Source organism: Gardnerella sp. KA00127, assembly GCF_049244125.1.
In the GTDB taxonomy this organism is placed as follows: domain Bacteria; phylum Actinomycetota; class Actinomycetes; order Actinomycetales; family Bifidobacteriaceae; genus Bifidobacterium; species Bifidobacterium swidsinskii.
In genome coordinates this window covers 1,643,238-1,669,576 of the sequence record NZ_CP058377.1, presented here as the reverse complement: position 1 = coordinate 1,669,576, position 26,339 = coordinate 1,643,238, and the positions used below count along the sequence as shown (strand labels likewise).

25 protein-coding genes are annotated in these 26,339 nt (G+C 40.4%); 24 read left to right on the top strand and 1 reads right to left on the bottom strand.

Going from position 1 to position 26,339, the window contains the following annotated elements; all coding sequences use genetic code 11:
* Window positions 1-93: 93 nt before the first annotated feature.
* From fbaA to nucS, 22 genes are all read left to right on the top strand, one after another.
* Complete coding sequence (gene fbaA / locus HXT48_RS06940; protein WP_012913738.1) at window positions 94-1,149, top strand: class II fructose-bisphosphate aldolase; 1,056 nt, start codon at window positions 94-96, stop codon at window positions 1,147-1,149.
* Between the two features lie 115 nt (window positions 1,150-1,264).
* Window positions 1,265-2,566: an adenylosuccinate synthase gene (locus tag HXT48_RS06935; protein WP_004110044.1), complete on the top strand. Its 1,302-nt coding sequence runs from the start codon at window positions 1,265-1,267 to the stop codon at window positions 2,564-2,566.
* A 95-nt stretch (window positions 2,567-2,661) separates the two neighbouring features.
* Window positions 2,662-3,165 (top strand): fluoride efflux transporter FluC, encoded by a 504-nt coding sequence (locus HXT48_RS06930; RefSeq protein WP_102155526.1) that lies wholly within the window; start codon window positions 2,662-2,664, stop codon window positions 3,163-3,165.
* Window positions 3,165-3,575, top strand: a complete 411-nt coding sequence (locus tag HXT48_RS06925; RefSeq protein ID WP_004110041.1) for a fluoride efflux transporter FluC — start codon at window positions 3,165-3,167, stop codon at window positions 3,573-3,575. Before HXT48_RS06930 ends, HXT48_RS06925 begins: the two co-directional genes overlap by 1 nt.
* 39 nt (window positions 3,576-3,614) lie before the next feature.
* On the top strand, window positions 3,615-4,982 hold the full coding sequence (locus HXT48_RS06920) for a ClC family H(+)/Cl(-) exchange transporter (protein WP_004110037.1): 1,368 nt from the start codon (window positions 3,615-3,617) through the stop codon (window positions 4,980-4,982).
* Between the two features lie 123 nt (window positions 4,983-5,105).
* The gene (locus HXT48_RS06915) at window positions 5,106-6,281 is read left to right on the top strand and encodes an ATPase (protein ID WP_033888545.1); all 1,176 of its coding nucleotides are present in this window, start codon (window positions 5,106-5,108) and stop codon (window positions 6,279-6,281) included.
* Window positions 6,268-7,344, top strand: coding sequence for a CpaF family protein (locus HXT48_RS06910; protein ID WP_004110032.1), 1,077 nt, complete (start codon window positions 6,268-6,270; stop codon window positions 7,342-7,344). The genes HXT48_RS06915 and HXT48_RS06910 overlap by 14 nt, the downstream gene beginning before the upstream one ends.
* 29 nt (window positions 7,345-7,373) lie before the next feature.
* Window positions 7,374-7,949, top strand: coding sequence for a type II secretion system F family protein (locus tag HXT48_RS06905; RefSeq protein ID WP_004110029.1), 576 nt, complete (start codon window positions 7,374-7,376; stop codon window positions 7,947-7,949).
* A 3-nt stretch (window positions 7,950-7,952) separates the two neighbouring features.
* On the top strand, window positions 7,953-8,600 hold the full coding sequence (locus HXT48_RS06900) for a type II secretion system F family protein (protein WP_004110027.1): 648 nt from the start codon (window positions 7,953-7,955) through the stop codon (window positions 8,598-8,600).
* 138 nt (window positions 8,601-8,738) lie between these two features.
* On the top strand, window positions 8,739-9,014 hold the full coding sequence (locus HXT48_RS06895; protein ID WP_033888546.1) for a DUF4244 domain-containing protein: 276 nt from the start codon (window positions 8,739-8,741) through the stop codon (window positions 9,012-9,014).
* A gap of 29 nt (window positions 9,015-9,043) precedes the next feature.
* Window positions 9,044-9,424: a TadE/TadG family type IV pilus assembly protein gene (locus HXT48_RS06890; RefSeq protein WP_033888547.1), complete on the top strand. Its 381-nt coding sequence runs from the start codon at window positions 9,044-9,046 to the stop codon at window positions 9,422-9,424.
* Window positions 9,421-9,825 (top strand): Rv3654c family TadE-like protein, encoded by a 405-nt coding sequence (locus HXT48_RS06885; protein ID WP_004574187.1) that lies wholly within the window; start codon window positions 9,421-9,423, stop codon window positions 9,823-9,825. The genes HXT48_RS06890 and HXT48_RS06885 overlap by 4 nt, the downstream gene beginning before the upstream one ends.
* 105 nt (window positions 9,826-9,930) lie before the next feature.
* Window positions 9,931-12,336 (top strand): DNA polymerase III subunit gamma and tau, encoded by a 2,406-nt coding sequence (locus HXT48_RS06880; protein ID WP_102155524.1) that lies wholly within the window; start codon window positions 9,931-9,933, stop codon window positions 12,334-12,336.
* A 6-nt stretch (window positions 12,337-12,342) separates the two neighbouring features.
* Window positions 12,343-12,951 carry a recombination mediator RecR gene (gene recR / locus HXT48_RS06875; RefSeq protein ID WP_004105782.1) on the top strand — a complete coding sequence of 203 codons (609 nt, stop codon included), beginning with the start codon at window positions 12,343-12,345 and terminating at the stop codon, window positions 12,949-12,951.
* Window positions 12,952-13,080: 129 nt separating this feature from the next.
* Window positions 13,081-13,845: an aspartate kinase gene (locus HXT48_RS06870; protein ID WP_004109991.1), complete on the top strand. Its 765-nt coding sequence runs from the start codon at window positions 13,081-13,083 to the stop codon at window positions 13,843-13,845.
* Window positions 13,846-13,908: 63 nt separating this feature from the next.
* Window positions 13,909-14,478 (top strand): ACT domain-containing protein, encoded by a 570-nt coding sequence (locus HXT48_RS06865; protein ID WP_004105778.1) that lies wholly within the window; start codon window positions 13,909-13,911, stop codon window positions 14,476-14,478.
* A 101-nt stretch (window positions 14,479-14,579) separates the two neighbouring features.
* Window positions 14,580-15,647 (top strand): aspartate-semialdehyde dehydrogenase, encoded by a 1,068-nt coding sequence (locus tag HXT48_RS06860; RefSeq protein WP_004109990.1) that lies wholly within the window; start codon window positions 14,580-14,582, stop codon window positions 15,645-15,647.
* 52 nt (window positions 15,648-15,699) lie between these two features.
* Window positions 15,700-16,320, top strand: coding sequence for a DUF5701 family protein (locus HXT48_RS06855; RefSeq protein WP_076002574.1), 621 nt, complete (start codon window positions 15,700-15,702; stop codon window positions 16,318-16,320).
* 109 nt (window positions 16,321-16,429) lie between these two features.
* Window positions 16,430-17,131 (top strand): ABC transporter ATP-binding protein, encoded by a 702-nt coding sequence (locus HXT48_RS06850; protein WP_004105770.1) that lies wholly within the window; start codon window positions 16,430-16,432, stop codon window positions 17,129-17,131.
* A gap of 13 nt (window positions 17,132-17,144) precedes the next feature.
* Complete coding sequence (locus HXT48_RS06845; protein ID WP_421793051.1) at window positions 17,145-19,898, top strand: FtsX-like permease family protein; 2,754 nt, start codon at window positions 17,145-17,147, stop codon at window positions 19,896-19,898.
* A gap of 237 nt (window positions 19,899-20,135) precedes the next feature.
* Window positions 20,136-21,569, top strand: coding sequence for an amino acid permease (locus tag HXT48_RS06840; protein WP_100066729.1), 1,434 nt, complete (start codon window positions 20,136-20,138; stop codon window positions 21,567-21,569).
* 36 nt (window positions 21,570-21,605) lie between these two features.
* The gene (gene nucS, locus HXT48_RS06835; protein ID WP_064621458.1) at window positions 21,606-22,313 is read left to right on the top strand and encodes an endonuclease NucS; all 708 of its coding nucleotides are present in this window, start codon (window positions 21,606-21,608) and stop codon (window positions 22,311-22,313) included.
* A gap of 97 nt (window positions 22,314-22,410) precedes the next feature.
* Here the strand turns inward: nucS and HXT48_RS06830 are convergent, their stop codons facing one another.
* Window positions 22,411-23,400, bottom strand: coding sequence for an FKBP-type peptidyl-prolyl cis-trans isomerase (locus tag HXT48_RS06830; RefSeq protein ID WP_004109977.1), 990 nt, complete (start codon window positions 23,398-23,400; stop codon window positions 22,411-22,413).
* Window positions 23,401-23,479: 79 nt separating this feature from the next.
* Here HXT48_RS06830 and HXT48_RS06825 point away from each other — a divergent pair, with 79 nt between their 5' ends.
* Entirely contained in the window at window positions 23,480-25,276 is a 1,797-nt protein-coding gene (locus HXT48_RS06825; RefSeq protein ID WP_421793050.1) for a hypothetical protein, read from the top strand.
* Window positions 25,269-26,333, top strand: a complete 1,065-nt coding sequence (locus HXT48_RS06820) for a hypothetical protein (RefSeq protein WP_004109972.1) — start codon at window positions 25,269-25,271, stop codon at window positions 26,331-26,333. The genes HXT48_RS06825 and HXT48_RS06820 overlap by 8 nt, the downstream gene beginning before the upstream one ends.
* Window positions 26,334-26,339: the final 6 nt, after the last annotated feature.

Sequence of the window (26,339 nt, the reverse complement as noted above, 5' to 3'; positions counted from 1 at the left end):
TGTAGATTTTGAAAATAGATTTTCGCATATCGGTATGTAATGTTTTTGTGCATATGCGTGGCTATCTGAGTAATAAAGGCGGATAATACAAGTATGACTATTGCAACTGTTGAACGTTATGCGCATATGCTTGATGCTGCAAGTCGAGGTGGCTACGCATACCCTGCTATCAATGTTACTAGTACGCAAACTCTTAATGCAGCTTTGCAGGGATTTGCTCAAGCTGAATCTGATGGCATTATCCAAGTTTCTGTCGGTGGCTCTGCTTATTTTTCGGGTCAATCTCTCAATAATCGTGTTGTTGGTTCAATAGCATTTGCAAAATTTGCGCACGAAGTAGCAGCTCAATATCCTAATATCACTATTGCGCTTCATACAGATCATTGTGCTGAGCAATATTTAGATGATTGGATTCAACCACTAATTTCTTATGAAACAGAACAAGTCAAAAAAGGCGAAGAACCATTATTTCAGTCGCATATGTGGGATGGCTCAACGGTGCCTTTGCAACATAATCTAGACGTTGCAGAACAGTTGCTGGATGCTTCGCAAAAATCTCGCACAATTCTTGAAATTGAGATTGGTGCTGTTGGTGGAGAAGAAGACGGGCATCGTGCTGATATTGACGAGAGATTGTATTCTACGCCTGAAGATGCTTTGCGTGTTGTAGATAAACTTGGCTTGGGTGAACGTGGCAGGTATATGGCAGCGTTTACTTTTGGCAACGTTCATGGAGCCTATAAGCCTGGCGTTGTAAAACTGCATCCTAAATTATTGCAAGAAATCCAAAAAACTGTATATCAGAACTATCAAAATATTTGTGATACTCGCACCTTTGGCGCTTCTAAAAAGCCGTTCCTGCTGGTATTTCATGGCGGATCTGGCTCTACTGCTCAAGAGATTGCTGAAGCTGTGCGTTACGGCGTAATTAAAATGAATATAGATACCGACACTCAATACGCTTTTACTCGTGCAATCGCTGGTCACATGTTCAGCAATTATGACTCTGTTCTTAAAATAGACGGAGAAGTTGGCGAAAAGAAGTTGTATGATCCTCGATCTTGGGGTCGTGAAGCCGAAAAAGCCATGGCTCAGCGTGTAGCAGAAGCTTGTGTGCAGTTAGGTTCTGCTGGTAAAGCACTGAAATAGTAAATTTTTAATTTTATATATTTCATTTTCTTATTCGGTAGGGGCATAGAGATAGTCTTAACAGGTAAGGATTGTGCTTATTTGAGCAGCGTTAGCTCAAAAATGGAGGTGCGGCATGCCTGGTATTGTGCTTATTGGAGCTCAATGGGGTGACGAAGGTAAAGGCAAAGCAACAGATTTAATTGGTTCAAAGGTTGATATTGTCGCACGTTTTAATGGCGGTAATAATGCTGGGCACACTGTCGTTGTTGGCGATAAATCTTATGCATTACATTTACTTCCAAGCGGAATTATCAGCCCTAATGTTACGCCTGTAATTGGTAATGGTGTTGTTGTTGATCCAGAGGTATTGCTTGAAGAAATTGACGCTTTGGAATCTCGCGGTGTAGATTGTTCGCGCTTGCTTGTGAGCGAAGCTGCGCATGTTATTACTCCGTATCATCGAGTTATTGATAAAGTAACTGAGCGTTTTCTTGGCAAACACAAGATCGGCACGACTGGTCGTGGTATTGGACCTACTTACGCAGATAAAATTAATCGTGTTGGTATTCGAGTGCATGATTTATTTAATGCTGATCATTTGCGCGACAAAGTTGAAGCAAGTTTGCATCAAAAGAATCAAATGCTTGTAAAACTTTATAATCAACATCCTATTGATATTGATGCAGTTACTGCTCAACTTGTGGAGCTTGGCAAACGCTTGAAGAAATATGTTGCTGATACTTCATTAGTATTGAATGAAGCAATGGATGAAGGCAAAACTGTGCTGTTTGAAGGTGGACAAGCCACAATGCTTGACGTCGATCATGGCACTTATCCGTTTGTAACTTCTTCAAACCCTACTGCTGGTGGCGCTTGCACGGGTACTGGTGTTGGTCCTACTCGTATTACGCGCGTAATTGGAGTAGCGAAAGCGTATATTACTCGTGTTGGTGAAGGTCCATTCCCAACTGAACTTTTGGATGAGCAGGGTGACTGGTTGCGTGAGCAAGGCCATGAATATGGTGTTACAACTGGTCGTCCTCGTCGTTGTGGATGGTTTGATTCTGTAGTAAGCCGTTATGCAACTCGCGTAAATGGTTTGACGGATATTGTTCTTACTAAGCTTGACGTTTTGACTGGTTTGAAGGAAATCCCAGTTTGCGTAGCTTATGATGTGACTTTGTCTGATGGAACAGTTCAGCGTATGGAAGAAATGCCTGTAGATCAATCACTGTTTGCTTCTGCGAAACCAGTATACGAGATGCTTCCAGGCTGGAATGAGGATATTTCTCAAATTCATAAGTTTGAAGATTTGCCTCAAAATACGCAAAGTTATGTAAAGCGTTTGGAAGAGCTTTCTCATTGCCGTATTTCTGCTATTGGAACTGGTCCGCAGCGTGATCATATCATTAGTGTTCACTCACTAACTGACTGAAATTGTTTATTATTTTATGATCAACTTAGCAAAACGGCACTTCTCGATTGGGAGTGTCGTTTTGGTTTATGACGATAATTTCAAAAAGAGTGAAAATGAGTAAAATAAGCGGAAAAAATAAAAAAAATAATTGTCGATTATATTTTTTAGTTTTTATTGGTGGTACATGTGGAGCTTTCGTGCGTGCAGTAATTTCTTCTTATGCGCACACGATTCACCAAGTAGACGGACAATCATTTATATTTGGTCAGCTTACTTTAGGGACTTTTTTGTCGAATATGATTGCATGCTTTATTTTTGCTCTTGTTACTGCAATATCTGTTAAAGCTTTAACGCAAGAAAAGCAAACTTTGTATAAATATGCGCTAGGAACAGGCTTTTGTGGCGGATTGTCGACTATGTCTACTTTCGCGTTTGAAAGTGCAATGTCTTTTATGTCTCCACGCATGACGCTTGTTGTTTTGGGCATGCTTTTTTCGCTGCTTTTTGGCGTTTTTATGGCTTTTGTTGGTAATTGGGTTGGAACAGGAATTGCGAATTGCATGAACAAAAAGCAAAGTCAATCTGTTGCAGAAGCTAATACTAAGGTGATGAAGTGATGAATTCTTTATACGTTTTTATTATGTTTATTTTGCCTTGCTTTTTTGGCGGTTTAGGTGCTGTTTTAAGATGCGCAATGACTAAAAAAATTTCAGCTGCTCATAAAAGCGAAGTTCCAGTTGCAACGCTATTTATCAATTGCGTTGCTTCATTTGCTATAGGTGTTATGTCTAATGTTTTCATGGTTGCAGCCGCAATATGTGGAGTACGTTTTGCTTATTTGATGATTTTGGGATTTTTGGGTGGATTTTCCACGTTTTCTACTGCAATTTTTGAAGGTGTGGATCTTATTCAAAGAAAGCGCATAAAAGATGGAGTGTTCTTGCTTTTTGCAGAACTTATTGTTCCATTCTTTGCTGCTTCTGTTGGGTATATTGTTTCGCAAATATTGTTACTGTACGTAATTTAGTATTTAGAAGTTAAGTGTTGTGCGCAGAATCGAGTTGTAGTGAAGTTTAAGAATGCATTGAGCTTTTTGAGTAATAACTTAAAGCAAATATCAAAAACTTTTTGCCAGCTTCGTTGGAAAGTAATATTAGCTGGGATATTTGTCGGCGTTGTTTCTGGTTCATTAGTAGCTTCTTACAGGCTTGGTATTGAATACGGTACAGATTTTGCGCGTTGGATGTATTTACAAATCCGGCATAACGCATGGTGGATTTTGCCATGCTTAATTTTTGCTGTAATTGCAGGTTTAATTATTGGCTGGATGAGTCGTAAAGAAAGTATGGCTTCTGGAAGTGGTATTCCTCAAGTCGTGGGATATGTTAATCGCGGTTTGAATATGCGATGGCACACGATTCTGCCAGTGCGTTTTGTTGGCGGTTTACTTGGTTCTTTATTTGGATTGTCTCTTGGACGTGAAGGTCCATCTATTCAAATAGGTGCATGTGGTGCTCAGATGTTGTCTCGAATTTTTCGTAAAGGTAGGCGTGACGATATTAAAGAGCATTATGTGGTAACTGCTGGAGCTGCAGCCGGTTTATCTGCTGCGTTTTCTGCGCCACTTTCTGGAGTTATGTTTGCTATGGAGGAGATTCAGCACGGCTTAACTTCAATTGTTCTTATAGGAGCTGCTGCAGCTGCTTTATGTGCTGATTTTGTTTCGCAAACTTGTTTCGGGTTGCGTCCAGTTCTTGATTTTGGTCAGATTCCAGATTTGCCAATGAACTTGCATATTTGGATTATTCCTCTTGGTATTTTTGCAGGTTTTGTAGGTTCGATAATGAATCGTTCGTTACTTGGTTTGCAAACATTATACGGATATTTGCCAAAGTGGATGCCTGTTGCCATTGCTTGCTTAATTGCAATACCAGTTGGCTTGTTCCTGCCTGAAGTTCTTGGTGGCGGATCTAATTTAGTGCGACTTTCTGAATATGGAAAAGCAAGTCTTGCAATGCTTTGTTTGCTATTTGTGGCAAAAATGTTGTTTACTTCTACGAGTTTTGGTTGTGGCGCTCCCGGTGGTATTTTTATGCCTATTCTTGCAGTAGGTGCGCTCGCAGGTGGTGTTGCTGCGCGCTGGATTACTAGCGTTTCAGCATTTGGCATTGATACAAAATTTGTATCTGTGTTTGCAGTTTGCGTTATGGCTGGTACGTTGTCTGCATCTGTAAAAGCTCCACTCACTTCGATTTTGCTTACTGTTGAAATGTCTGGAACTATGATTCATACGCTTCCAGTTGCAGCTTCTGCATTTATCGCATTGCTTATTTCGGATATTCTAAAAACTAAGCCAATTTATGGTGAGTTACTTGAACGCTATATGAAAGTTAATAAAGATTTAGTATTGCCATCTGTAAATTCTGTAAAATAGATGTTTTTATAGATAATTTTTGTGCAATATTTGCTTATTCTTAATATTTCCTGAGCTTTTAACCACATTGCATGAATATTGTTGAAAACTCATTGCTGTATGCGTTTCAATAGGCGCATGAGTATGAATATGAGTGTAAGCAACAAATCAATTGGCGTTAAGCAGATTGATAAAAATTATAACAATGGCGAAGCTGTAGGCGCATTTAGAGATGTTAAACGTTATGTTTATCCTCCTCAAGTTGCAGATAAATCTATATACGAATCTGCGTCTAATGGTGTAAAAAGCACGCCTTGTATAGCTGACGATCATACTGTTATGACTCTTTTGCCTAAGAGTTCTCAAGATGTGGAGAGTTTTCAACACACTGAACGCTCACAAGATATTTCTATTAAGCATAAGTCTTGCATGTTTAATAATTCTGAAGAAGATAATCTTATTGCGCGTGATTCTTTAGATCCGTTGCCTAAAAATATTTTAGTTGGAATGTCTGCTGCAGATGGCATTGGGCTAAGCACTTCGCTATCTATTCTTTCGCGCTATATAAGTGAACAAGGTCATAGTGTTGCTCTTGTAGATGCTGATTTGACTCATGGTGGTTTAGACGTTCTGCTTGGTTTGGAATCAGATGAAGGCCGCAGGTTGCAAGAAGTTGATGCTTCTTTAGGTAAATGCGATGGCTATGTGTTACGCAATGAGCTATTGCATTGGGACAATGTGGATGTTTTAGCATTTTCTCCATGGCATGGTAAGTATCCTGAACCTTGGGTTTTAGAGGCTGCTATTAGAGGTTTAGCTGATGCTGTTGATGTAGTTATTGTAGATATAGGTTCTGGCGAGACTGCTATGAAGTCTTACCATAATATTCCGCAATTTATTGACAGTGCGACTCTTGCTGCTGTTGAGCTATCTGTGCTTGATTTAGCAAGGTTTAGAGCGTTGCTACAAAAATTAGATACTTTGTGTGATTCTGAAGTAAAGTTTAATAAATTTGCTGTTGTTGGATTGTCTCCTCGTGGTTTAACGCAAAAATCTTATGTTTTAAGTATCGATGAAGCTTCTGAATATCTATCAACTACATTTCTTGGTTCTTTGCAACACGATGCTCGCATGTACGCCGACATTATAGGGGGATATGGTATTCGAAATGTGCCATCTTCAATGAAGGAAACCATGAAACGCATAAATAATTGGCTTATCGGAGATGTTATATCAAATACAAAAAATGCTGTAACTAAATATCGTCGTTCGCAATATCGTCGTTCGAAATACTCAAGAGGTAAATATGATCGTAAATAATATTCGTGATATCGATTTTGGAATTCTGCAGGAATTTGCCAATGATGTAAGAGTTACAGACATGGTTGTAAGTGAGTCCGGTCGTGTGTGGGTAGATTGTGGGCAAGGTCTCAAGGAACGCGCAACTCGAGTTCCGCTTAACAACCCTGCTTTGTTAAGAGAATATGCTGTATGGCTTTGTGCACAATTAGGCAAAAGACTGGATGATGCGTGTCCTATTGCTGATGCTTCAAGTACTTCTGGCATTCGCATACATGCTGTTTTAGCACCACTTGTATCTCAAGGAGCAGCATTGTCAATTCGTTTTCCTTCAGTTAATCGTTATGATCTTGTTTCTTTAAGCGATCAAGGCATGTTTCCAAAAGAATTGTCTTGTATTCTAAGCGTTTTAGTTAAAAAGCGAGCAAATATAATGATCACTGGAAGTACTGGATCTGGGAAAACCACACTTATGAAGGCTTTGTTGGCTGCTGCTGATTGCGAAGATCGTATTGTATCTGTTGAAGAAATTAGAGAGCTCGGCGAGTTGACACAAAATCATGTTTCGTTAAGTGCGCGAGAAGCTAATGTAGAAGGTGTAGGAGAAATTGGCTTATCTCAATTAGTAAAAGCAACATTAAGAATGCGCCCGGATCGCATTATTCTTGGTGAATGTCGTGGGGAAGAAATTGCTGATTTGTTGAGAGTGTTTACTTCCGGGCATAAGGGTGGAATGACAACTCTTCATGCAGATGAAATAGAAAAAGTTCCCGCTCGTCTTATGGCATTAGGGTTATTGGCTGGGTTGGAGCCTGCAGCTTTATGTGCTTTAGCTGCTGGAGCATTCGATGTTGTTATTCATGTAGAGAGATCCTCTAACGGGCGTCGAATGATCAAAGAACTCGGTATTTTGCAATACGCTTCTAGCGCTTCGTTGCTGTGTGGCATTCCAGTTTTGCAATTATCTTGTGGAATTGACGGCAGTATTGTCATGAAATTTTTGCCTGCATGGGTTAAGTTTTCAAATTATTGGAATCTTCCCGAAAATATGGCCAACATATGTGTTGACAGTTCAAATAATTAGTAGTCGATTGTGTTGCTTGGAGCGTAAAAATGGATATTGAAGAAGTTCTTGCTGGAATGATTGCTGCATTACGTTCTGGTTCTACTTTTGCAATGATTGTTCACAGTGACTCTAAGTCTCAACAATGTATTTGCAGTAGTGCAGTTAATACAAAAATTATTTATAAATGGCTTTATGAACGTTGTTTTCCAAAGAACCGCAATATGAATAAGAATCAACGTCGTCAGCTTGAAAAACATATGCATACTGTTTCTGAAAGTCTTATGGCTTCATATGAATTGAGTAATACTCTTGGTTGTGCTATGGCAGAATGTGTGGAAGCTACGGCAGCGTCATATCATGCTCAGAAGCGTGCAGAAGATTTACGTGCTGACGTAGCTGCAATGCCAAAAGCAACAATAAAACTACTTACTGCTCTACCTATTTTGGCTCTTTTTGCTGGTGAATTATTAGGTGGGCACCCTATTTTGATGTTAATTACAACAGTAAATGGATGGATTTTATTAACAATAGGTGGAATATGTTATGGATTGGGTTTGGCATGGGTTAGTTCTATGTTGCAAATATCTCAGCATGCAATGGATGCTGCTTCGCTGGAAGGATGATTTATGGAATCCACAAAGCAGCTTTTGTTTATCATCCCATTGTTTGTGGTAATTGTTTGGCAATGGGTGAGTTTGAAATTAGAGTGCGATTCATTAGATAATCGTATGCGTTTTAACAGTAAAATTATGCTAGTTAAATACGAATGGCGTAACTCCAAAGTTTCATATGTAGATCCTCTTCTTGGTTTACATATGATTATTGTTTCACTTCGTAGTGGTGTTGCTATTACTAGGGCTCTTAGTGCTGTTGGAGAAGTGTTTCCTTGTGGTCAAGGCATGTGGCTTTGCTCTGTTTCCAATGCTTTACTTGCAGGAGATACGTGGCATGAAGCATGGTCTTCTACTTATACTAAACAAGATAATTTTGAATTAGAAAATAAATCAAAATTTACTAATCGTAAAAACTTAGATTCTTCAGAAATATTAGCTAGATGGTTAATGACATCTTTAAAAGAATCATGGTGTTATGGTTCATCTCCAGTTCCTGTATTGTCTGCACTTGCTCAACATTATGAGATAAATATGGCCAATATTGCTAGACAAGAAAGTTCTAAGTTGTCTGTGCGATTGCTGCTTCCTGTTGGATTATGTTTTTTGCCGTCTTTTATATGCATAGGAATTTTGCCAACAGTTATGTCGCTTATGCGCTAGCTTTTTAAAAATAAATTTTTAGAAAAATAAATTAGCTTTTATCCACAATGCAATTTTTTTATTTTCATTCGCAAAACAAGTTGTAATAATATTTCTATCCGAAAATTTCGGATAGTTTGAAGTGAAAGGTACAAGATGATGGTTGGGATAATGCAAAAACTTGTTGCACGATACGCTGTGTCTATGCTTCAAGTAAATGAACAATTAGTGAATATTGAGTCACGTTTGTGTCAAAAAAGAAAACTGTACGCTGAAGGTCTTAAAAATAAGGATTCTGGAGCTGTAACAGCTGAGTATGCAGTAGTTATTATTGCTGCTACTGGTTTTGCTGCACTGCTAGTTGCTATTTTGAAATCAGATACGGTTCGCACAACGTTGACAGATTTAGTGAAAAAAGCATTGAAAATCGGCTAACGGCATGTTTTAGCAGATGAAATGAGCTTATGATGCGGAAAGTTATTGTGTGCAAAAGATTGTTGCGCAAAATTAGTGATTATGACAGAGGGACGGTAACTGCTGAATTTTCTATTGTTTTGCCTTGTGTATTAATACTGTTATTTGTATTAATTGGCATAGGTAGAGCAGTTGTATGTACTATGAATTGTCATGATGCTGCTGCGCAAGTTGCGTATTATCTTGTGACTCATAAGGACGATAAAGCTGCCGCAAGTATTGTGCAGTCGGTCGCAGGTCAAGGAGCGTCGGTGAAAATAAGTCGTAGCAATAATATGGCGAATATTGTTGTTAAATGTCCTCTTATTCCCGATCCTCTTCATATTTTGCCGCCTCTAGTGGAAAGTCATGTAAGCCAGGTTTTAGTATGAGTAGGCGCAAGAATTTTGTGAAGCATTCAATAAATTTCATTCATAAGCGATGTAAGGGCATTGACTGCGGTTCTGGCACTATGCTTGGCATTATGCTAGTGATCGCAGTCTGCTCAATACTAGTGCTTTCTGCTATTTTATGTAATGTTCTCGGAGCTAAACATCAAGCTTATGCTGTTGCAACTTCTGCTGCTTTATCTGGTGCTTCTGCGTTGCAAAGGATGGAGGATAATGCGTGTGAGGTTGTTGCGCGTACTGTTGCTTCAAGCAATGCTTTTTTGAAATCTTGCAACTCTACTAGTAATGATGTAACTGTTCGTGTTTCTGTTGGGCTAAATATTCCATTTGCTTCTAACGTGGAAGTTTCTGCTAGAGCAGGACTAGAAGATTGCAATAAGTAGTAAGTAGCAAAAACGAATATAAATATCAGCAGTCGGGTGGCGGCTGCTGATAGTCTTAACTAAGATATATCGGGGAAATAGTTAGGTCGCGGTAGGTTAGGAAACATGGCACTTGCACTGTATCGTAGATATCGTCCTGACACGTTTGATGGTGTTATTGGGCAGGATCAGGTTACCATACCTTTGTCTAGAGCATTAGACCAAGGAAAAATAACGCATGCATATTTATTTTCTGGGCCGCGTGGATGCGGTAAAACAAGTTCTGCGCGAATTTTAGCTCGCTGCATTAATTGCGAAAAAGGGCCAACTTCGCACCCATGCGGAGAGTGCCAAAGCTGTAAAGATTTAGCTACTGGCGGTGCCGGTTCTATCGACGTTGTAGAGATTGATGCTGCAAGCCATAACGGTGTCGATGATGCTAGAGAGTTGCGTGAGCGTGCTGGTTTCGCTCCTGCTCGTGACCGTTATAAGATTTTCATTCTCGACGAAGCTCATATGGTTACACAGCAAGGTTTTAATGCTTTGCTTAAGATTGTAGAAGAGCCGCCTGAACATGTAATGTTTATTTTTGCTACCACTGAGCCGGATAAAGTTATTGGCACTATTCGCTCGCGTACACACCATTATCCTTTCAGACTTGTGCCTCCAGAGGTAATGTCTCCATATCTTGAAGATATTTGCAAAAAGGAAGGTATTCTGCCGCAGCCGGGAGTTCTTCGCCTTGTTATGCGCGCTGGTGCGGGATCAATGCGAGATACGTTATCTGTGCTCGATCAGCTTATGGTGGGTGCTGTTGATGGTTCAATTTCTTTGGATTCTGCGGTTGCTTTATTAGGTTTTACGCCTAATTCATTGATTAGCGAATTCATTGACGATCTTATTAATCATGATGGTGCTTCGATATACGATGTAGTTCGTCGCGTTATTGTTGGAGGCTACGATACTCGTAAGTTTGTAGAAGATTTATTAGGTAGAGTTCGTGATTTGTTGCTTATGGTATCTGCAGGTCCTAAAGCGGCTTCAAGCTTACTTAATGATGTTTCTCCAGAAGATTTGGAAATATTGAATAAGCAATCTGCAAGCATGACATTGCATGATTTAGCACGTATGGCTCAAACAATTAATGATGCTTTAAGTGCAATGGCTAGTGCAATTTCTCCTCGCATGAATTTGGAAATTTTAGTTGCTCGTTTGCTTGCAGACAGCGAAACTTCAAATACTGTTGCAACTAATTTGCGCATCAATAACGTGCAGCAACAAAATATTTCAACTTCTAAGCAGAATATTCAAAATAAAGTATCTTCTGGTGCTCATTTCGTAGGTTCTACAAGCAATAAAAAATATGTTTCTGCAAATAGTGAGAATAATAGTACTTCAAATTCTTCGCTACCTTCTGAAACTACGGCATCTCCTATTGCTAAAGCAGAAACGCAATCTGCTCCACGCACAAAAGAAATGGAATCTAAAAAAGCGTTTTTGAACGATGCACATAATGCTAATTCAAAGAATGATTCCATGGATACTGATGCAATGTGGGATAAAGTAGTTTCAAAATTGCCTGATGACGTACGTGAATATGTAACTCGTGAGTATGTTCCTACAGTGCAACTTACTCCAGCACAATCAGGTCGACAGCGTCTTATTTTGACTTTTAATGAGCCTATGAGTCAACATGCATTTGCGCTCGCAGTATGCACTACTTCTCCATATGATGGGCAAAAAGTGCCAAAAGTAGTAATGAATGAAGTGCATGAGATATTTGGAGCGCAAGTAATGATTGCTCCTGCACCAGTTGCTGCTAATGGTGAACAAGTAGAATCTGTTGCTCGAATGGATCCGCAAAAGCTTGCCAAAGTTAAGCGAGATATTTTATTACGCAAAACTGGCCTATCTGCTGGATTTAGTAATAAAACTGATTCTGATGGCAGCAGAATAAATAAAAATCCTACTAAAAAAGAATCTTCGGGTTTTAGTGGCGCTGATGGCTCCGCAGCATCAGTAGCTTCTGAAAATACTGCGGATGAGTTAAGTGATGTTGCGAATGCGGATGATGATGTTTGGGCAGATATGTCGTCTATGCCTATGTCGGATGTGATTGCAATGCCAGAAAACTCTTCTTCTGAAGAGTCTTCTTCTAAAGACTCTTCTATTGAAGATGAGCCTATGAATCATGATGACGAGATTACAATACAGAAGAGTTCGCATTCTCATAACCAATCTGAAGCTATTTCTGGTGTCTTGGATCAAGCTAAACTACACTCTCAAGTTCAGAATGCAACTAATACTTCAGAATTGTCTACTGAATCAATTCAGACTACTGTTTCTCCTACGAATGGAGCTACTGCTGACGAATGTTCGATGGATGATGCTTCATTAGAATCCGCAACGTCTGTAAGCACTGATGAGCTTAAACAAATTTTTGAAGTTAAATCTGTTGAAGAATTTGCTTCTACTGATCCTAAAAATCCTAAAAATGCGATTATGAGCGTTAAGAAAAAGCAAGAGGAGTAGTTTACAGTGCATAATTCATCGTCATATGATGGAGCAATTGGTCGCTTAATTGAAGCATTTTCAAAGCTTCCAGGGATTGGACCTAAAGGCGCTCAGCGTATTGCGTTTTACTTACTTTCTTCCTCGGATAAAGATGTTCAAGAGCTAATAGACGCAATTAATAACATGAAAGAAAGTGTGCGTTTTTGTGATGTATGCGGAAACGTATGTGAGCAGAGCCCTTGCATAGTATGCGCAGATCCTCGGCGTGATCATAGCAAAATTTGTGTAGTTGAAGAACCTAAAGACATTATGAGTATTGAGCGAACTCATGAATATTCAGGTGTTTATCATGTTCTTGGTGGTGCAATTAACCCAATGGCAAATGTTGGGCCTGGGGACTTAGCAATTACGCAATTACTTGAACGTCTTAAAGATGCAAAAGTTCAAGAAATTATTCTTGCGCTTGATCCTGATATAGAAGGTGAAGCGACTGTTACGTATTTGGCTCGATTGCTCGATCCTCTAGGAATTAAAGTTACTCGCTTGGCAAGTGGATTGCCTGTTGGTGGAGATTTAGAGTATGCGGATGAGATCACTTTAGGTCGTGCATTTTCTGGTCGTCAATCTGTGTAATTTTGAATATTGTTTTTATGAGCACAAATCATTATTAGTAAATAGGGCATAGTTGGTAGTCTGATATTGAAGCCATTATTTGGCATATCCTGTGCGTTTATCAATATTGACATGAGCAAGGGGTAAAAATTGTCGCTTATCGTACAGAAATACGGTGGTTCTTCTGTAGCGGATACGGATTCCATACAACGTGTTGCCAAACGCATTCTTTCTACAAAAGCAGCAGGCAATGATGTTGCTGTTGTAGTTTCAGCGATGGGAGATACGACTGACGATTTAATTGATCAAGCAATGAGTGTAAACACTCATCCTCCTGCTCGCGAAATGGATATGCTTATGACAGCAGGCGAACGAATTTCTATGAGTTTGCTTGCAATGGCTATTCATGCTCAAGGATCTCATGCTTATTCTTTTACTGGTTCTCAAGCTGGATTTATGACAGATACTCAGTTTGGAGCTGCGCATATTCGTGCGGTTAAGCCTGATCGTGTCAGAAGAGCTCTTAGCAAAGGCAGTGTTGCAATTGTTGCCGGGTTCCAAGGAATTAACGAAGTTGGAGATGACACGACTCTCGGTAGAGGCGGTTCGGATACTTCCGCTGTAGCGCTTGCGGTTGCTTTAGGTGCTGATGTATGTGAGATTTACACGGATGTAGATGGAGTATTTACTGCGGACCCACGTATTGTGCCAACTGCAAAACGTATTCCTGTAATTGATTATGATTCAATGCTTGAAATGTCATCTTGCGGCTCGCGCGTGCTTGCGTTGCGTTGTGTTGAGTACGCTCAGCGTTTTGGTATGCCTCTTCATGTTAGAAGTTCATTCTCACATAGGAACGGAACGCTTATAGTTCCAAATAATATTAATCCGAACGATTTGCCTAATCTGAGTTAGAAAATACAAAACTAAATATTAATAGATAATGTCAAATAATCTTCGAGCTTAAAGGCGGTAACAATGGTAAACCACGATATTCTTTCGACTATGGGCGATTTATTTCCTGATTTAGGTCCGGAAACTCCTGTTATCTCTGGCGTTGCTCATGATCGCAGTGAGGCAATGATTACGGTTCGCGGTATTCCAGATATTCCTGGTATGGCTGCGAAAGTATTTACAACTCTTGCAAAAGCAAATGTAAATATTGACATGATTGCGCAAGCAAGTGCTTCTACTGGTACAGCAGATATTTCTATTACTGCTCCAGGAGCATCAATGGAAGCAGTCCGTAAAGTTCTAGAAGAAGCGCATGATGAATTGAAATTTACTTCTATGGATGTCGTTCCAGTAGTAGGAAAAGTAGCTGTTGTTGGCGTTGGTATGAAAACACATTCAGGCCTAGCTGCTACCTTCTTCACTGCGCTAAGTGAACATGGTATAAATACTTTGATGATTTCTACTTCGGAAATTCGTATTGCTGCCATGGTTCCTGTTGAACAAATTGATGAAGCTGTTCGCGCTTTGCATACTGCTTACGGTTTGGACGCAAGTCAGGTTGAAGCAGTAGTGTACGGCGGAAGCGGGCGCTGAAGCAATTTAAATTATTAAATTATTAAATTAACTAAATTATTTAAATTGTAGAATTGTAAAAACTGTAGAAATTATACGTGCTTACTTTTAAGGGAGTCTCGATGACAATTATCAACGAAAAAGGCGTGAACGTGGCAGTACTTGGCGCAACTGGCCAAGTTGGTATGGTAATGCGTCGAGTGCTTGACGAGCGTGATTTCCCAATAAAAGATTTACGTTTTATGGCTTCTGCTCATTCTGCTGGCACAGTTTTGCAATATCGTGGCAAAGACGTAGTTGTAGAAGATGTAGAAAAAGCAGATTTGCACGGAATTGATATAGCTATTTTTTCTGCAGGCGGCGGAACTTCAAAAATTTGGGCTCCGGAATTCGCTGAAGCTGGCGCAATTGTAGTAGATAATTCTTCGCAATGGCGTATGCATAACGATGTGCCTTTGGTAGTTGCGGAAGTAAATCCTGAAGATTTAGATACTATTCCAAGAGGAATAGTAGCAAATCCAAATTGCACAACTATGGCTTGCATGCCTGTATTAAAGCCGCTTGCTGATGCTTTTGGATTAAAACGTTTAATAGTTTCGTCTTATCAAGCTGTTTCTGGTGCCGGTCGAGCCGGTGCTTTGCAACTCATGAATGAGGCTCAAGCTGCATTAAACCAAGGAGCAGATAAACTCGTTTTCGACGGTAGTGCAATAGATTTCCCTGAGCCTACAAAAGTTGCTCGTACTATTGCTTTTAATGTAGTGCCTTTTATTGGTTCAATAGTTGATGACGGATCTGAAGAAACTGACGAAGAACAAAAATTGCGCAATGAAAGCCGTAAGATTTTGCATTTGCCAAATCTTGCAGCCTCATGTACTTGTGTGCGAGTAGGTGTTTTCACTGGTCACGGCATGAGTGTAAACGCTGAGTTTGAGCATGATGTAACTCCAGACATGGCTCGCGAAGTATTGAGCAATGCTGAAGGAGTTGAACTTAACGATATTCCTACTCCTCAGCTAGCAGCCGGAAAATCTGCAAGTTATGTTGGCAGAATTAGGAAAGATCAAGCAGTAGATGGAAATAAGGGATTGGCACTTTTTATCACTAACGATAATTTGCGAAAAGGTGCTGCATTAAATGCTGTGCAATTGGCGGAAATTATTGCTAAAAAGCGTAATTTCCTAAACTAATTATGGTTATATTGCGCTCGCGATTATGTAAGATTTTGCGTAAACTGGAATTATGTCAATAGCATCTGAAGAAATACAGCAGCAACTCGATCGTATAGTGGCACTTGGGTATCCAGATGTGGCTGATATGAGTGCCAATGCTTTTCGTAAGTTGGCAAATCCTATATTATGTGCGCTTGAAAATAGTAGTTTAGGTGCGAATATTTTATTGATTCCTACGCGTGAATTAGTTTCGCCTGAATCGTTGATTTCTCGGACGAGTATTAATCGCATGGCTGGATTCACTACTATGCCTCCGCGAGATATCATAAGTTTTCTTCCTAAAGACGGGTATGAGTTTCCTAAAGGCCCGTTCTATATAGTCGTCGATCCACATACTGGCTCATCGTATTTGAATCGAGAGCCTGATGTTGCTCGTAAGCTTATTGATTCTGATGAACGTTTGCCTCTTACGCTGGAAGAAGGGCTTGCTATTGCAACACAGCATCCAGATTGGCTTGAAAGCAAGAATGGATTTAATTTGCTTGGTTCGCAAAGCGCAGATGGGCGTGTGCCAAGTATATGGATGAGCCAATGTGCTCCGCGTTTAGGTGCTGTCTGGCCAAATTCTCGTCATACTTGGCTTGGTAATGCGTATTGTATGGAAAGATGTGGAGTGTCGTCGCTGAAGTAAGTTAGCGAATTTTGTGCTCATTTAGTAAAATGGTACAAAATATAACGGTAGATAATACAAATAAATAGAAGTTGAATTTTTATAGTTTCTCATATTGTGAAGGTGCGTTGTGGCATATATAACTTTTGATCATGTAGTGAAAGAATACCCATCAGGTTCTGGTGCTGTGCGAGCTTTAGATGATGCCAGTTTTACTGCACAGAGCGGTGAGCTTACAGTAATTTTAGGTGCATCTGGCGCGGGAAAAACTACAGCATTAAATATTTTGGGCGGTATGGATACTGCAACAAGCGGTCGTGTTGTTGTTGGCGATTGCGATGTTACTAAGCTAAAAGGTCGTAATTTGGTTCGCTACCGCAGAGAAGACATTGGTTTTGTTTTTCAATTTTATAATTTAGTTCCAAATTTAACTGCTCTTGAAAATGTAGAGTTAGCTTCGCAAATTTGTGCAGATCATTTTGACCCTGCTCAAACGCTTATTGATGTTGGCTTGAAAGAAAGGCTACATAATTTCCCAGCGCAACTTTCTGGTGGTGAGCAGCAACGCGTATCTATTGCGCGCGCTCTTGCTAAAAAACCTAAATTATTGTTATGTGACGAGCCTACTGGTGCCTTGGATTATGAAACAGGTAAGGCAGTATTGCAATTATTGCAAGATATTTGCCGAACTGAAGGCATGACAGTGCTGATTATTACTCATAATGCTGCCATTGCTCCGATGGCTCACAAAGTTGTTCGTTTCCGTTCTGGAAAAGTTGTAGACGAAACTGTGCAAGAACATCCTATGGCTATAGCCGATATTGAGTGGTGATTAGGTGGTTGTTATGCGGAAAGTAGCAGCAGTTTCAAAGCAATCTGATAATAAAAACGCCGATAATGGCAGTGAAGGTAAGCGCACGCACTCATTGCTGCCAATAGTATTTATTAGCGCAATTAGAATGTGGGTTCGCGAATGGCGTCGCTTCTGTGTTCTTGCGGTTATTGCAATGCTTGGTGTTGCTGTTATGACTGGTATTTATGCAGGCTGCAACGACATGTTTCTCGCTACTAACGATATGTATGCGAAATTGCATGCTTATGATTTGCAAATCGTATCTACTCTTGGTTTAACTAAAGACGATGTTGCAGCGTTACGCGCGTTGCCAAGTGTGAGTGAAGTTGAAGCAGAGCGTTCTTGGAAAGCAACAGCGCACGCAACAGATGATGCAAAGTCTTCATACGCAATGAATTTCGTGCATTATGTAGAATCGCAAAAAAATCTTAATCGTTTGCATTTGCTTAAGGGCAATATGCCTAAAAATAATAGTGAAGCTGTTGTAACTCAGCGATTTTTACACGATAGTGGCTTGAGCATTGGCAATGTGATAATAGTCAACATGCAGCAAAATGTGGGCGTTGGAAGTCTTGATTCTTCTAATTCAAAGTCTAAAACTTATCGTTTGCGCATAACTGGTAGCGTGCTAGATAGCAACGATTTAAACAATCCTGATGGCTATCAATCTAAAGCATTTCGTAACTCTGTGACGTCTAGATACCCAATATTTACTTCTGCTGCTCCTGATAACGTGACTAGCTTGCCGTATACAGCAATATCGGTGCGTTTGAATGATGCTCAACGTGTCAATGTTTTTTCTAAAGATTATCGTGGCATCGTCGACGATGCGTCTGAACAGATTCAAGAACGCGTGCAATCTAAGCGAGAAACAGCTCGACGTAATCAAATTATCGACAACCAAGTTAACTCAGAATTAAAAAACATTATTGCAAACGATCCTAGACTTCAGCGCGCTCCAAATTTTGTTAAAGAGCAAGCAAAAAAGCAAATTCGTAAACAAATTAAGTCAGAGATTCAAAAACGTGTTCCTCAAGCTCAATGGCATATATCTACTCGTATAGCTAACGATAGTTATGCTAGTTTGCGTTCTGACGTTGCTTCAATACAGTCACTTGGATACGCTTTCCCGGCAGTATTTCTTGTTGTAGCAATGATGATGAGTTTAACTGCTATGGCTCGTATGGTTGAAGAAGAGCGAGGGCTTATTGGCACATACTTAAGTTTGGGATACGGTCGTTCTACTGCAGTAACAAGACATGCTTTCTTCGCAATATTTGCGTGCTTTGTTGGCGGCGGAATTGGCGATATTATGGGTTTTCTTGCAATCCCTTCACTTTTACTAAAAATCTTGCGTGGTTTATACGCCGTTCCAGACGTTAGGTTGAAGTATGACTGGCTATATGGCTCTTTGTGTGTGCTAGCATTTGTGATTCCTGTTGCAATATGCACAATCGTTGTTAGTTGGCGAGAAACAAAGCAAGTTCCTGCAGCTTTGTTAAGACCAAAAGCTCCAAAAGCTGGTTCTCGCGTTCTTCTTGAAAGGTTGCCTTGGATTTGGAAGCGAATGAGTTTCTTAAATAAGGTTACTGTTCGCAATTTGGCGCGATTCAAAGGCAGATTGTGCATGACTATCGGTGGAGTTGCCGGTTGCACAGCGCTTATTGTTTGCGGTCTTGCTTTGAACGATACTGTTGCGACCTTGGGTATTCGCCAATACGAGGGAATTTATCGATACGATATGATTTCTATCTCGGCTCCAGGATCTTTCCAAAATATGAAGAAAAGCGTTGAGCGAGACAAGTCAAATAATAAAGTAGAAACTATACTTCCAGCTTATGTGGGCTCTGGAGAAATAGCTAAAAATCAATCAAATAAGTCGCATAGTCGTCATGTTGAGGATGCTGAAAGCGTGCAGTTGATTGTTGTAAAAGACACAAAAGCTTTGTCTTATCTTGTAAATTTGCAGGATGTGGGCAATAATTTGCAAGCTATTAAACTTACGGATGAAGGTCCGTTGCTTTCTCAAAGTGCTGCTGCATCTCTGGACATTACTCGTGGTAGTGAAATTAATGTGACGAATACTAGTTTTAAACGTGCGAAAGTTAAAGTTAAAGCTATTGTTCGTAATCTTATTGGTTCTAATATTTACATGACTGAACGTTGCTACGAACGCTTATTTAATGGAGAAAACAGTAAGCTTTTGAAACATAATGCGTTAATTTTGCGTTTGCGAGGTAGCGATAATAATAAAATTAAATATGCCGACAAGGTTTCTGAACGTGACGGTGTGCTTGCTGTTATGAATATTACGCGTATGAAGCATGCTTTTAGTTTTGATCTTATGAATGCTGTTGTTGCTTTAATCGTAACTTTGGCTGCTGGCTTAGCTTTAGCTGTGCTTTTTACTCTTGCAAGTACTAATATTTCGGAACGTACTCGCGAAATGGCTACGCTAAAAGTTCTTGGTTTTTATCGTAGAGAAGTTCATTCCTATGTGCATAAAGAAATGCTTACTTTAACTGTTATCGGCATTGCAGTTGGATTGCCATTAGGAAGGCTTATTGCAGGATTGTTGACTAGCGCGCTTCGTATGCCGTCTTTGTATTTTGAAGTTGAAGTAGCTCCTTTAAGCTATTGCATTGCTGGCGTTGCAACACTAATTTTTGCGTTAATTGTGCAATGGGCTACCAACCCAGCTTTGGATCGCATAGATCCAGTAAGCTCACTTAAAAGTGTGGAATAGTTGCGCGAATTGTGGAATGCGTAATGAATAGTTAAGGGTTCCTATAAAATTAGAAATTCGTGGCTATTAAGGAACGGAGTTGTAATAATGAGTGAGACTGTGAATAGTGACATTAATGTAGGTTCTAAACAAACAGAATCTGCAGAGACGCACAATAGCACATCTTCTCATAATCAATCTTCAAACCAATCTTCTCGCGTATCTGCGCAAGAAAATGCAAGTAGCAATACAAACCAAATGGAGCGTAGTCTTACCAAGCGTCATGTGCAATTTATTGCTATTGGCGGCACAATTGGAACAGGTTTGTTCCTTGGTTCTGGAAAATCAATTAGCTTAACAGGTCCGAGTATTGTATTCGTTTACATTATTGTGGGCTTGATCATGTTCCTGCTGATGCGTGGCATTGGTGAGCTAATGTACAAGGATCCAAACCAGCATACTTTTATTAGTTTTATTACGCGTTATCTTGGCAGAGGTTGGGGTAATTTTGCTGGATGGTCGTATTGGTTTGTGCTTGTACTTATTGGTATGAGCGAAATTACGGCAGTTAGTACGTATTGTGTCACATTCTTCCAAACTTTCGATATTGACGTAAGTCATTGGAAATGGCTGATAGAAGTAGTATTTTTAGCGGCTTTAGTGTGCATAAATTTGGTAGCTGTAAAGCTATTTGGGGAAACTGAGTTTTGGTTCTCAATGATTAAAATTACGCTAATTGTTGCTCTTATTGTTACAGCCGTAGTTATGGCTTTAATTGGTTACCATTACTCTGCAACTCCTTTGCATGGTGGTGTAATGAGTCCTGCTGGTCACGCTGGATTAGATAATATTTTCAACAATTTCTCGCTTATGCCAAATGGCTGGCTTTCCTTCTTAATGAGCTTCCAAATGGTGTTTTACGCGTACCAGCTTATTGAGTTTGTTGGTGTGACTGTTTCGGAAACTAAGAATCCTCGCCAGGTTTTGCCAAAGGCTGTTAACGAGATTATTGTACGCGTTCTGGTTTTCTATGTTGGTGCTCTCATAGCGATTATGCTTATTGTGCCGTGGCAACAGTTTAGGGCTACGAATGCGGAAGGCGTATTTATGTCACCATTCATTATGGTGTTCCAATACGCGGGATTGCATTGGGCTTCTGCGCTTGTGTTCTTTGTGGTTATTACAGCTGCTTCTTCTGCGCTTAATTCTTTGCTGTATTCTGCTGGTCGCCACATGTATCAGATTGCGCTTGAGTCACCTTCGCCTCTTTTGGGTAAGTTGCGTAAGGTTTCACGCACGAAGGTTCCTGCTCGCGCGATTTTGTTCTCGTCTGCTTTGATTCTTCTTTCGCCAATTATTAATTCGATCCCTGGTATTCATGGTGCGTTTATTTTGTTTGCTTCGGCTTCTTCGGCAGTGATAATCATGATTTATATTTTGATTATGGTTACGCATCGTAAATACCGTGAATCTGCTGATTTTATGCCAGATGGCTTCGTTATGCCGCATTATAAGCTTTTGAATTCTCTTACTATAGCGTTCTTTGCTTTTGTGTATGTGACTTTGTTTATTAGCGACGATACGCGAGCTTCTGCAATTGGCGGACTAGTGTGGCTCGTATTGTTCGGCGGATACTGCGCCTTACATCAACATTGGCAGAATCGCGATTTAGCTGAAGCTTTGGGGAAGTAAGGTACTTCTTTACTTGATTTCTGTTATGCTTGCTGTGTGCGAATTATTGTTGCAGATTGCAGTGCAGAGTATACAGGTAGGTTAAATGCCACGCTTCCTTTAGCTAAGCGAGTGTTGCTTATTAAAGCAGATGGCAGCGTACTTATTTTTTCTGAGCTTGGTGCATATAAACCTCTTAATTGGATGGTAGCTCCTTGTAGTATGCGTGTTTTACGTAAAGAAGATAGCGGCGAATCCGATGCTGGCGTTGTTGTAGATGGCTGTATTTTGCGTGTTGCTGCCGCTAAAAGCGATGATTTGCTTATGGTTTCGCTCGAGCATGTTTATAGCGATAATACTTACGATTTGGGTGAGGATCCTGGCTTAATTAAAGATGGTGTTGAGGATCATTTGCAACGTTACTTGGCTGAGCAGATTGAACGAATCGGCGATGGTGCAACGTTGGTGCGCCGTGAGTATCCTACGGCTATCGGCCCAGTGGATATTATGGCTCAGGACGCGGATGGTGTACATGTCGCTATTGAGATTAAGCGGCATGGCGGTATCGACGGCGTTGAGCAACTTACGCGTTATTGTGAGTTGCTGAATAGAGATCCGTTACTTAAGCCGGTTAGAGGTATTTTTGCTGCGCAAACTATTAGTCCGCAAGCTCGCGTTTTGGCTGAGGATCGTGGATTTACTTGCTTAATATTGGATTACGATGAAATGCGTGGAGTCGAGTCCAACGATCTTCGTCTGTTCTAAATATGTGTTCTAAATATGTAAAAACCCCTCGGGAAGGAGGGGTTTATTATTTATGAATCGCTAGTTAATTTTGCAACAGTTTGCAAAATTACAAATCTCACGAAGCATAGAGAATATCGACTACAAAGTACAGCGTGGCATTTGCAGGAATAGTTACGTTTCCGCGCGCGTCCTTCTTTTCTTCTTTACCATAGCCATCTTCTGGTGGGATTACCAAAAGAACTTGGGAGCCAACTTTCTTTCCAGTTAAGCCTTTAGTCCAACCAGGGATTACTCCTCCAGCAAGTTGGAAGTCTGCAGGTATGCCACGAAGCCAAGAAGAATCAAATTGATGCAATTTGCCGTCTTTATCAGTAGTCCAGCCAGTGTAATGAGCAGAAACTGTGTCTTTTGCAGTTACTTTTTTGCCGGTTCCTTCAATCAAAGTCTGAGAAACAAGCTTTCCGTCTGGAACGTAGTTATTTTTATCTAAGGTTGGTGCTCCAGATTTATCAAGAGTTACCTTCGGCAAATTTGCGGGAATATTCGTAACAGCCTTGCCCGTTGCTCTAGTTATAGCCTTTGATCGCGAAACCATTGTAAGAACCATAACATATGAAGGATTTTTATATCCTTCACTTACGCCAAAAGCAATAGTTGTATTAATTTTCTTGCCTTTAATCAAAGCGTAATATGGGCGGCTTGTAGAATTTTTATTAATGTAAATCGAGCAATCAGCTTTGCCTTTTTCCCAAGTATTCATAAGCTCTTTGCCGGTTTTGGAGTCGAACACAATGCCCTGAGAGCATACGCGATCGCCTTCTTTAATTGTTTCTCCGTTGCCTCGTTGCAAAACAGCATAAGTATTTTGCTTTACTTTTACAGGCGTTTTCAGTGTTATTTTAGGCTTTTTCCCAAGTGCTCCAGATGCGCTTACGCCTTCCAGCAACTGCATTCCAGCTTTTTGAGCGTTCTCATCAGTTAAATTGTTTTTGTTGTTGGAACTTTCTCCGCATGAAGCGAGTACTACACACATTGCCACTGCACTAATAGTTGCAAAAGTGCGAAGCAAAAAGGATTTTTGTTCTAATGTTTTGATTTTTTTCATAGCCTCACATTACCGCTTGACACTGATTTTTACATCAAAACATGCAAGTAATATTAAAAGACTGTAGAATGGTATCGTTATGACAAATATAGAAGATGCTTCTGATATAGAAGGACGACCAATGCGACGACCAATGCGACGGCTCACTTTGCGCAGTAAAATCATGCGCGGCGTTGTAGCTCCATTTTTTGCTTTGCTTGCAGTATTAAGCGTTGTTCTTGGAGTTGCTAACGCAACATTTTGGAAGCCTAGCAACGTTGTTATTGCGTACGCTAACGTATCTGGAACTCGTTATATTGTCACTGATCCTGGTGTTTTGAATCTTGTAGATAACAGGGTTCGTATTAGTGTTGCTGCTTTGCATACGCGTAAGCCTATTTGTGTTGCTGTAGGTTTAACGAAAGACGTAAGAGGCTGGGTGGCAGGTTCTCCAGTACAAAGAATTACTGGTTTGCGTGATTGGAATAATCTTTCAGTTTCTGAAGTGTCTGGTAAAACCTCTGTGCAAGCGGGTGACTCTGTGGACATTAAGGATCCTGACGTAAAATTCCAAGAATCTAATTTATGGCCTATAGTTACATGCCAGCTTGGTTTAGCGAAATTGGCAATAAATACTGCAGATTATGTTCAATCTTCTGGTTCTGCGTCGTATGATCATGCTGTTGCAAGCGGCACAATGCCTAAATCGGGCACTCGCGCTAGTAAGTCAAATAGTCATGATGCGTCTTCTTCTTCACTGCGCTCGCAGGCTGCTAGACGTGTTTTGCTAATTGATTTGGGGGATAATGTGCCGGAAGCTTCCGTAGAATTGCGGTGGCGTCGTAATCAAGTTCCAGATTTCGCAACACCTTTATATTTTGTAGGAGTGCTTTTTGCAGTATTAGCTATACTTTCTGCAACTATTTTTGCAATGGCTCCGCATCGTCGTCGTAATAAGCAATTAATAGCTAGCCGTTCAGGAGTGTTGGCAGTAAAGTCTGCACAGCGTGACGAAGTCACCTTTGCTGAGGCGATTTCTGGAACCATGTCTGGTATTTTTGGTCACAAACGACACAAGAAGGATTCTGGAAGCCACGCAAGGCATGGAGATCATGCGCGTCGTCGCAAAGATTCAATGCAAAGCGGCGACTCAAATGGTATGCAAACTCGAATTGCGTCTGCTTCTACAGCGGTTGCATCTACTGATTCTTTGGCTGAAACTACTGTTATTGCGCAAGATGAAATGCTTGCGTTTGCCACGCGCTTTATGCAGCAACATGACGATAATTCTTATTTAGATGATTTAGACAATGCTGATGATGAATTTAATGATTTGCACAATCAGGATGCTGCGGCAAACGGAGAAGATTTAGCAAATGCGGAAGATATAGGAAATGCGAAATATTCTGGAAATTCAGCAGAATCAGCAAATTCAGAAAATAAGCAATATAAGCGGAATTCTCAGAATATTAAGACTCCGCGAAATAAGAAAAAATCTTACGCAAGCGCGTCGGATGGCAATAGTCTGAACGATTATAAGAATAAGCGTCAGCAGCAAAATAAGTATGCACAGCAGAATAACAAGAGGCGTAATCGTCAGAACGATAGAAATAATGCTAATAATTCTGAAAAGTTTGCAAAGAAACGTTTAGAAACGGTCAAGCCTTCAGATAGTAATAGCAAGATTTCACATGAATCTAGTAAGAAAAAGCTTAATGAGCACGAAAACTATCGCAACTCAGAATCAAACAAACGTCAAAATTCGTCTAAAAATAGCAACGATAAGCAGTCTCGCATAAAACGAAATGGGTTTAGAGGAGACGGCGGTAACGGTCGCTACAGAAAAAATGGGAAAGGCTACCGCGGTAATTCTTCAAGTGAGCGAGGAAATGAGTAAAATGCGTAATAGTAATGTCGATATTCACCGAGTAAAAAGTAAAAATAGAGGCGTATTGCGCAACAACGTAGTCACATTAATAGCATGTGTTGTATCAACGGTTATGGTAACCGGATTATCTGCTTGCGATGGGCAGGTGCCGAAACCTGCTGAAGCGCGTAGTAATCAAGAGTTACCTAATGTGACTATGCTGCAAGAAAAAGATATCCGCTTGGGGTTGCTTCGCACTCTAGAAAAGGCAAACGACGAAAAAGATGTGGATTCATTATCTCAAGCAGTTTCTGGACCTGCTCTCGATATTCGTACGAGCGAGCTTACGATTGCAAACAAAACTGGAAACTTAGATCCTAAGGCCACTATTCCGCGTGAAGCCGCGCAAACTATTGTGCCAACTAATTCTGGTTGGCCAAGAGATTTAATGACTATTACAACTACTACTAAAGATCAGCAGTCAAAACGTTTGCTGGTTTTACGTCAACAGAGAGCGCGTTCGAATTATAAACTTTGGGCTGTTGCGCGCTTATTCCCTGGAGTGCATCTTCCTAAATTTGCTGTGCCAAGTATTGGTTCTTCAATGGGTAAATCTAACGATACTGGTTTGGTGATGACTCCAGATGAAGCGGTAGCTGCGTACGCTGACGTTTTACAAAATGGTGAAAACAGCAAGTACGCAAAGCATTTTGCTGACGATTATTTGCGTAAAAAGTTAGTTGAACTTTCTAAAGCAGTGCAAGCTGGAATGGAGCGAAATAAAGGCTCTCAAGAACAAGTCTTTACACCAAATCTCAAACAAATAAGCATTATGCGTTCAAGCGATGGAAGTGATTTGGTTGTTGCGCGCATAGATTCTGTGTGGACTCGTAAAGCTGGTGAAGGGCGTGAATCTCGTCCTGCTTCTGATGAAGAAAAAGCATTATTTGGCGACGGTAAAGCAAAAGGTACTATGCGAGTAACTTACGTAAATGTTATTGCTCTAGTAGTTCCTCCAGCTAGTTCTCATATGAAGATTATTCCTGTTGGTGCTGAGCGTCAGCCTATTAAGGTAGAAGCTTTATAAATTTTG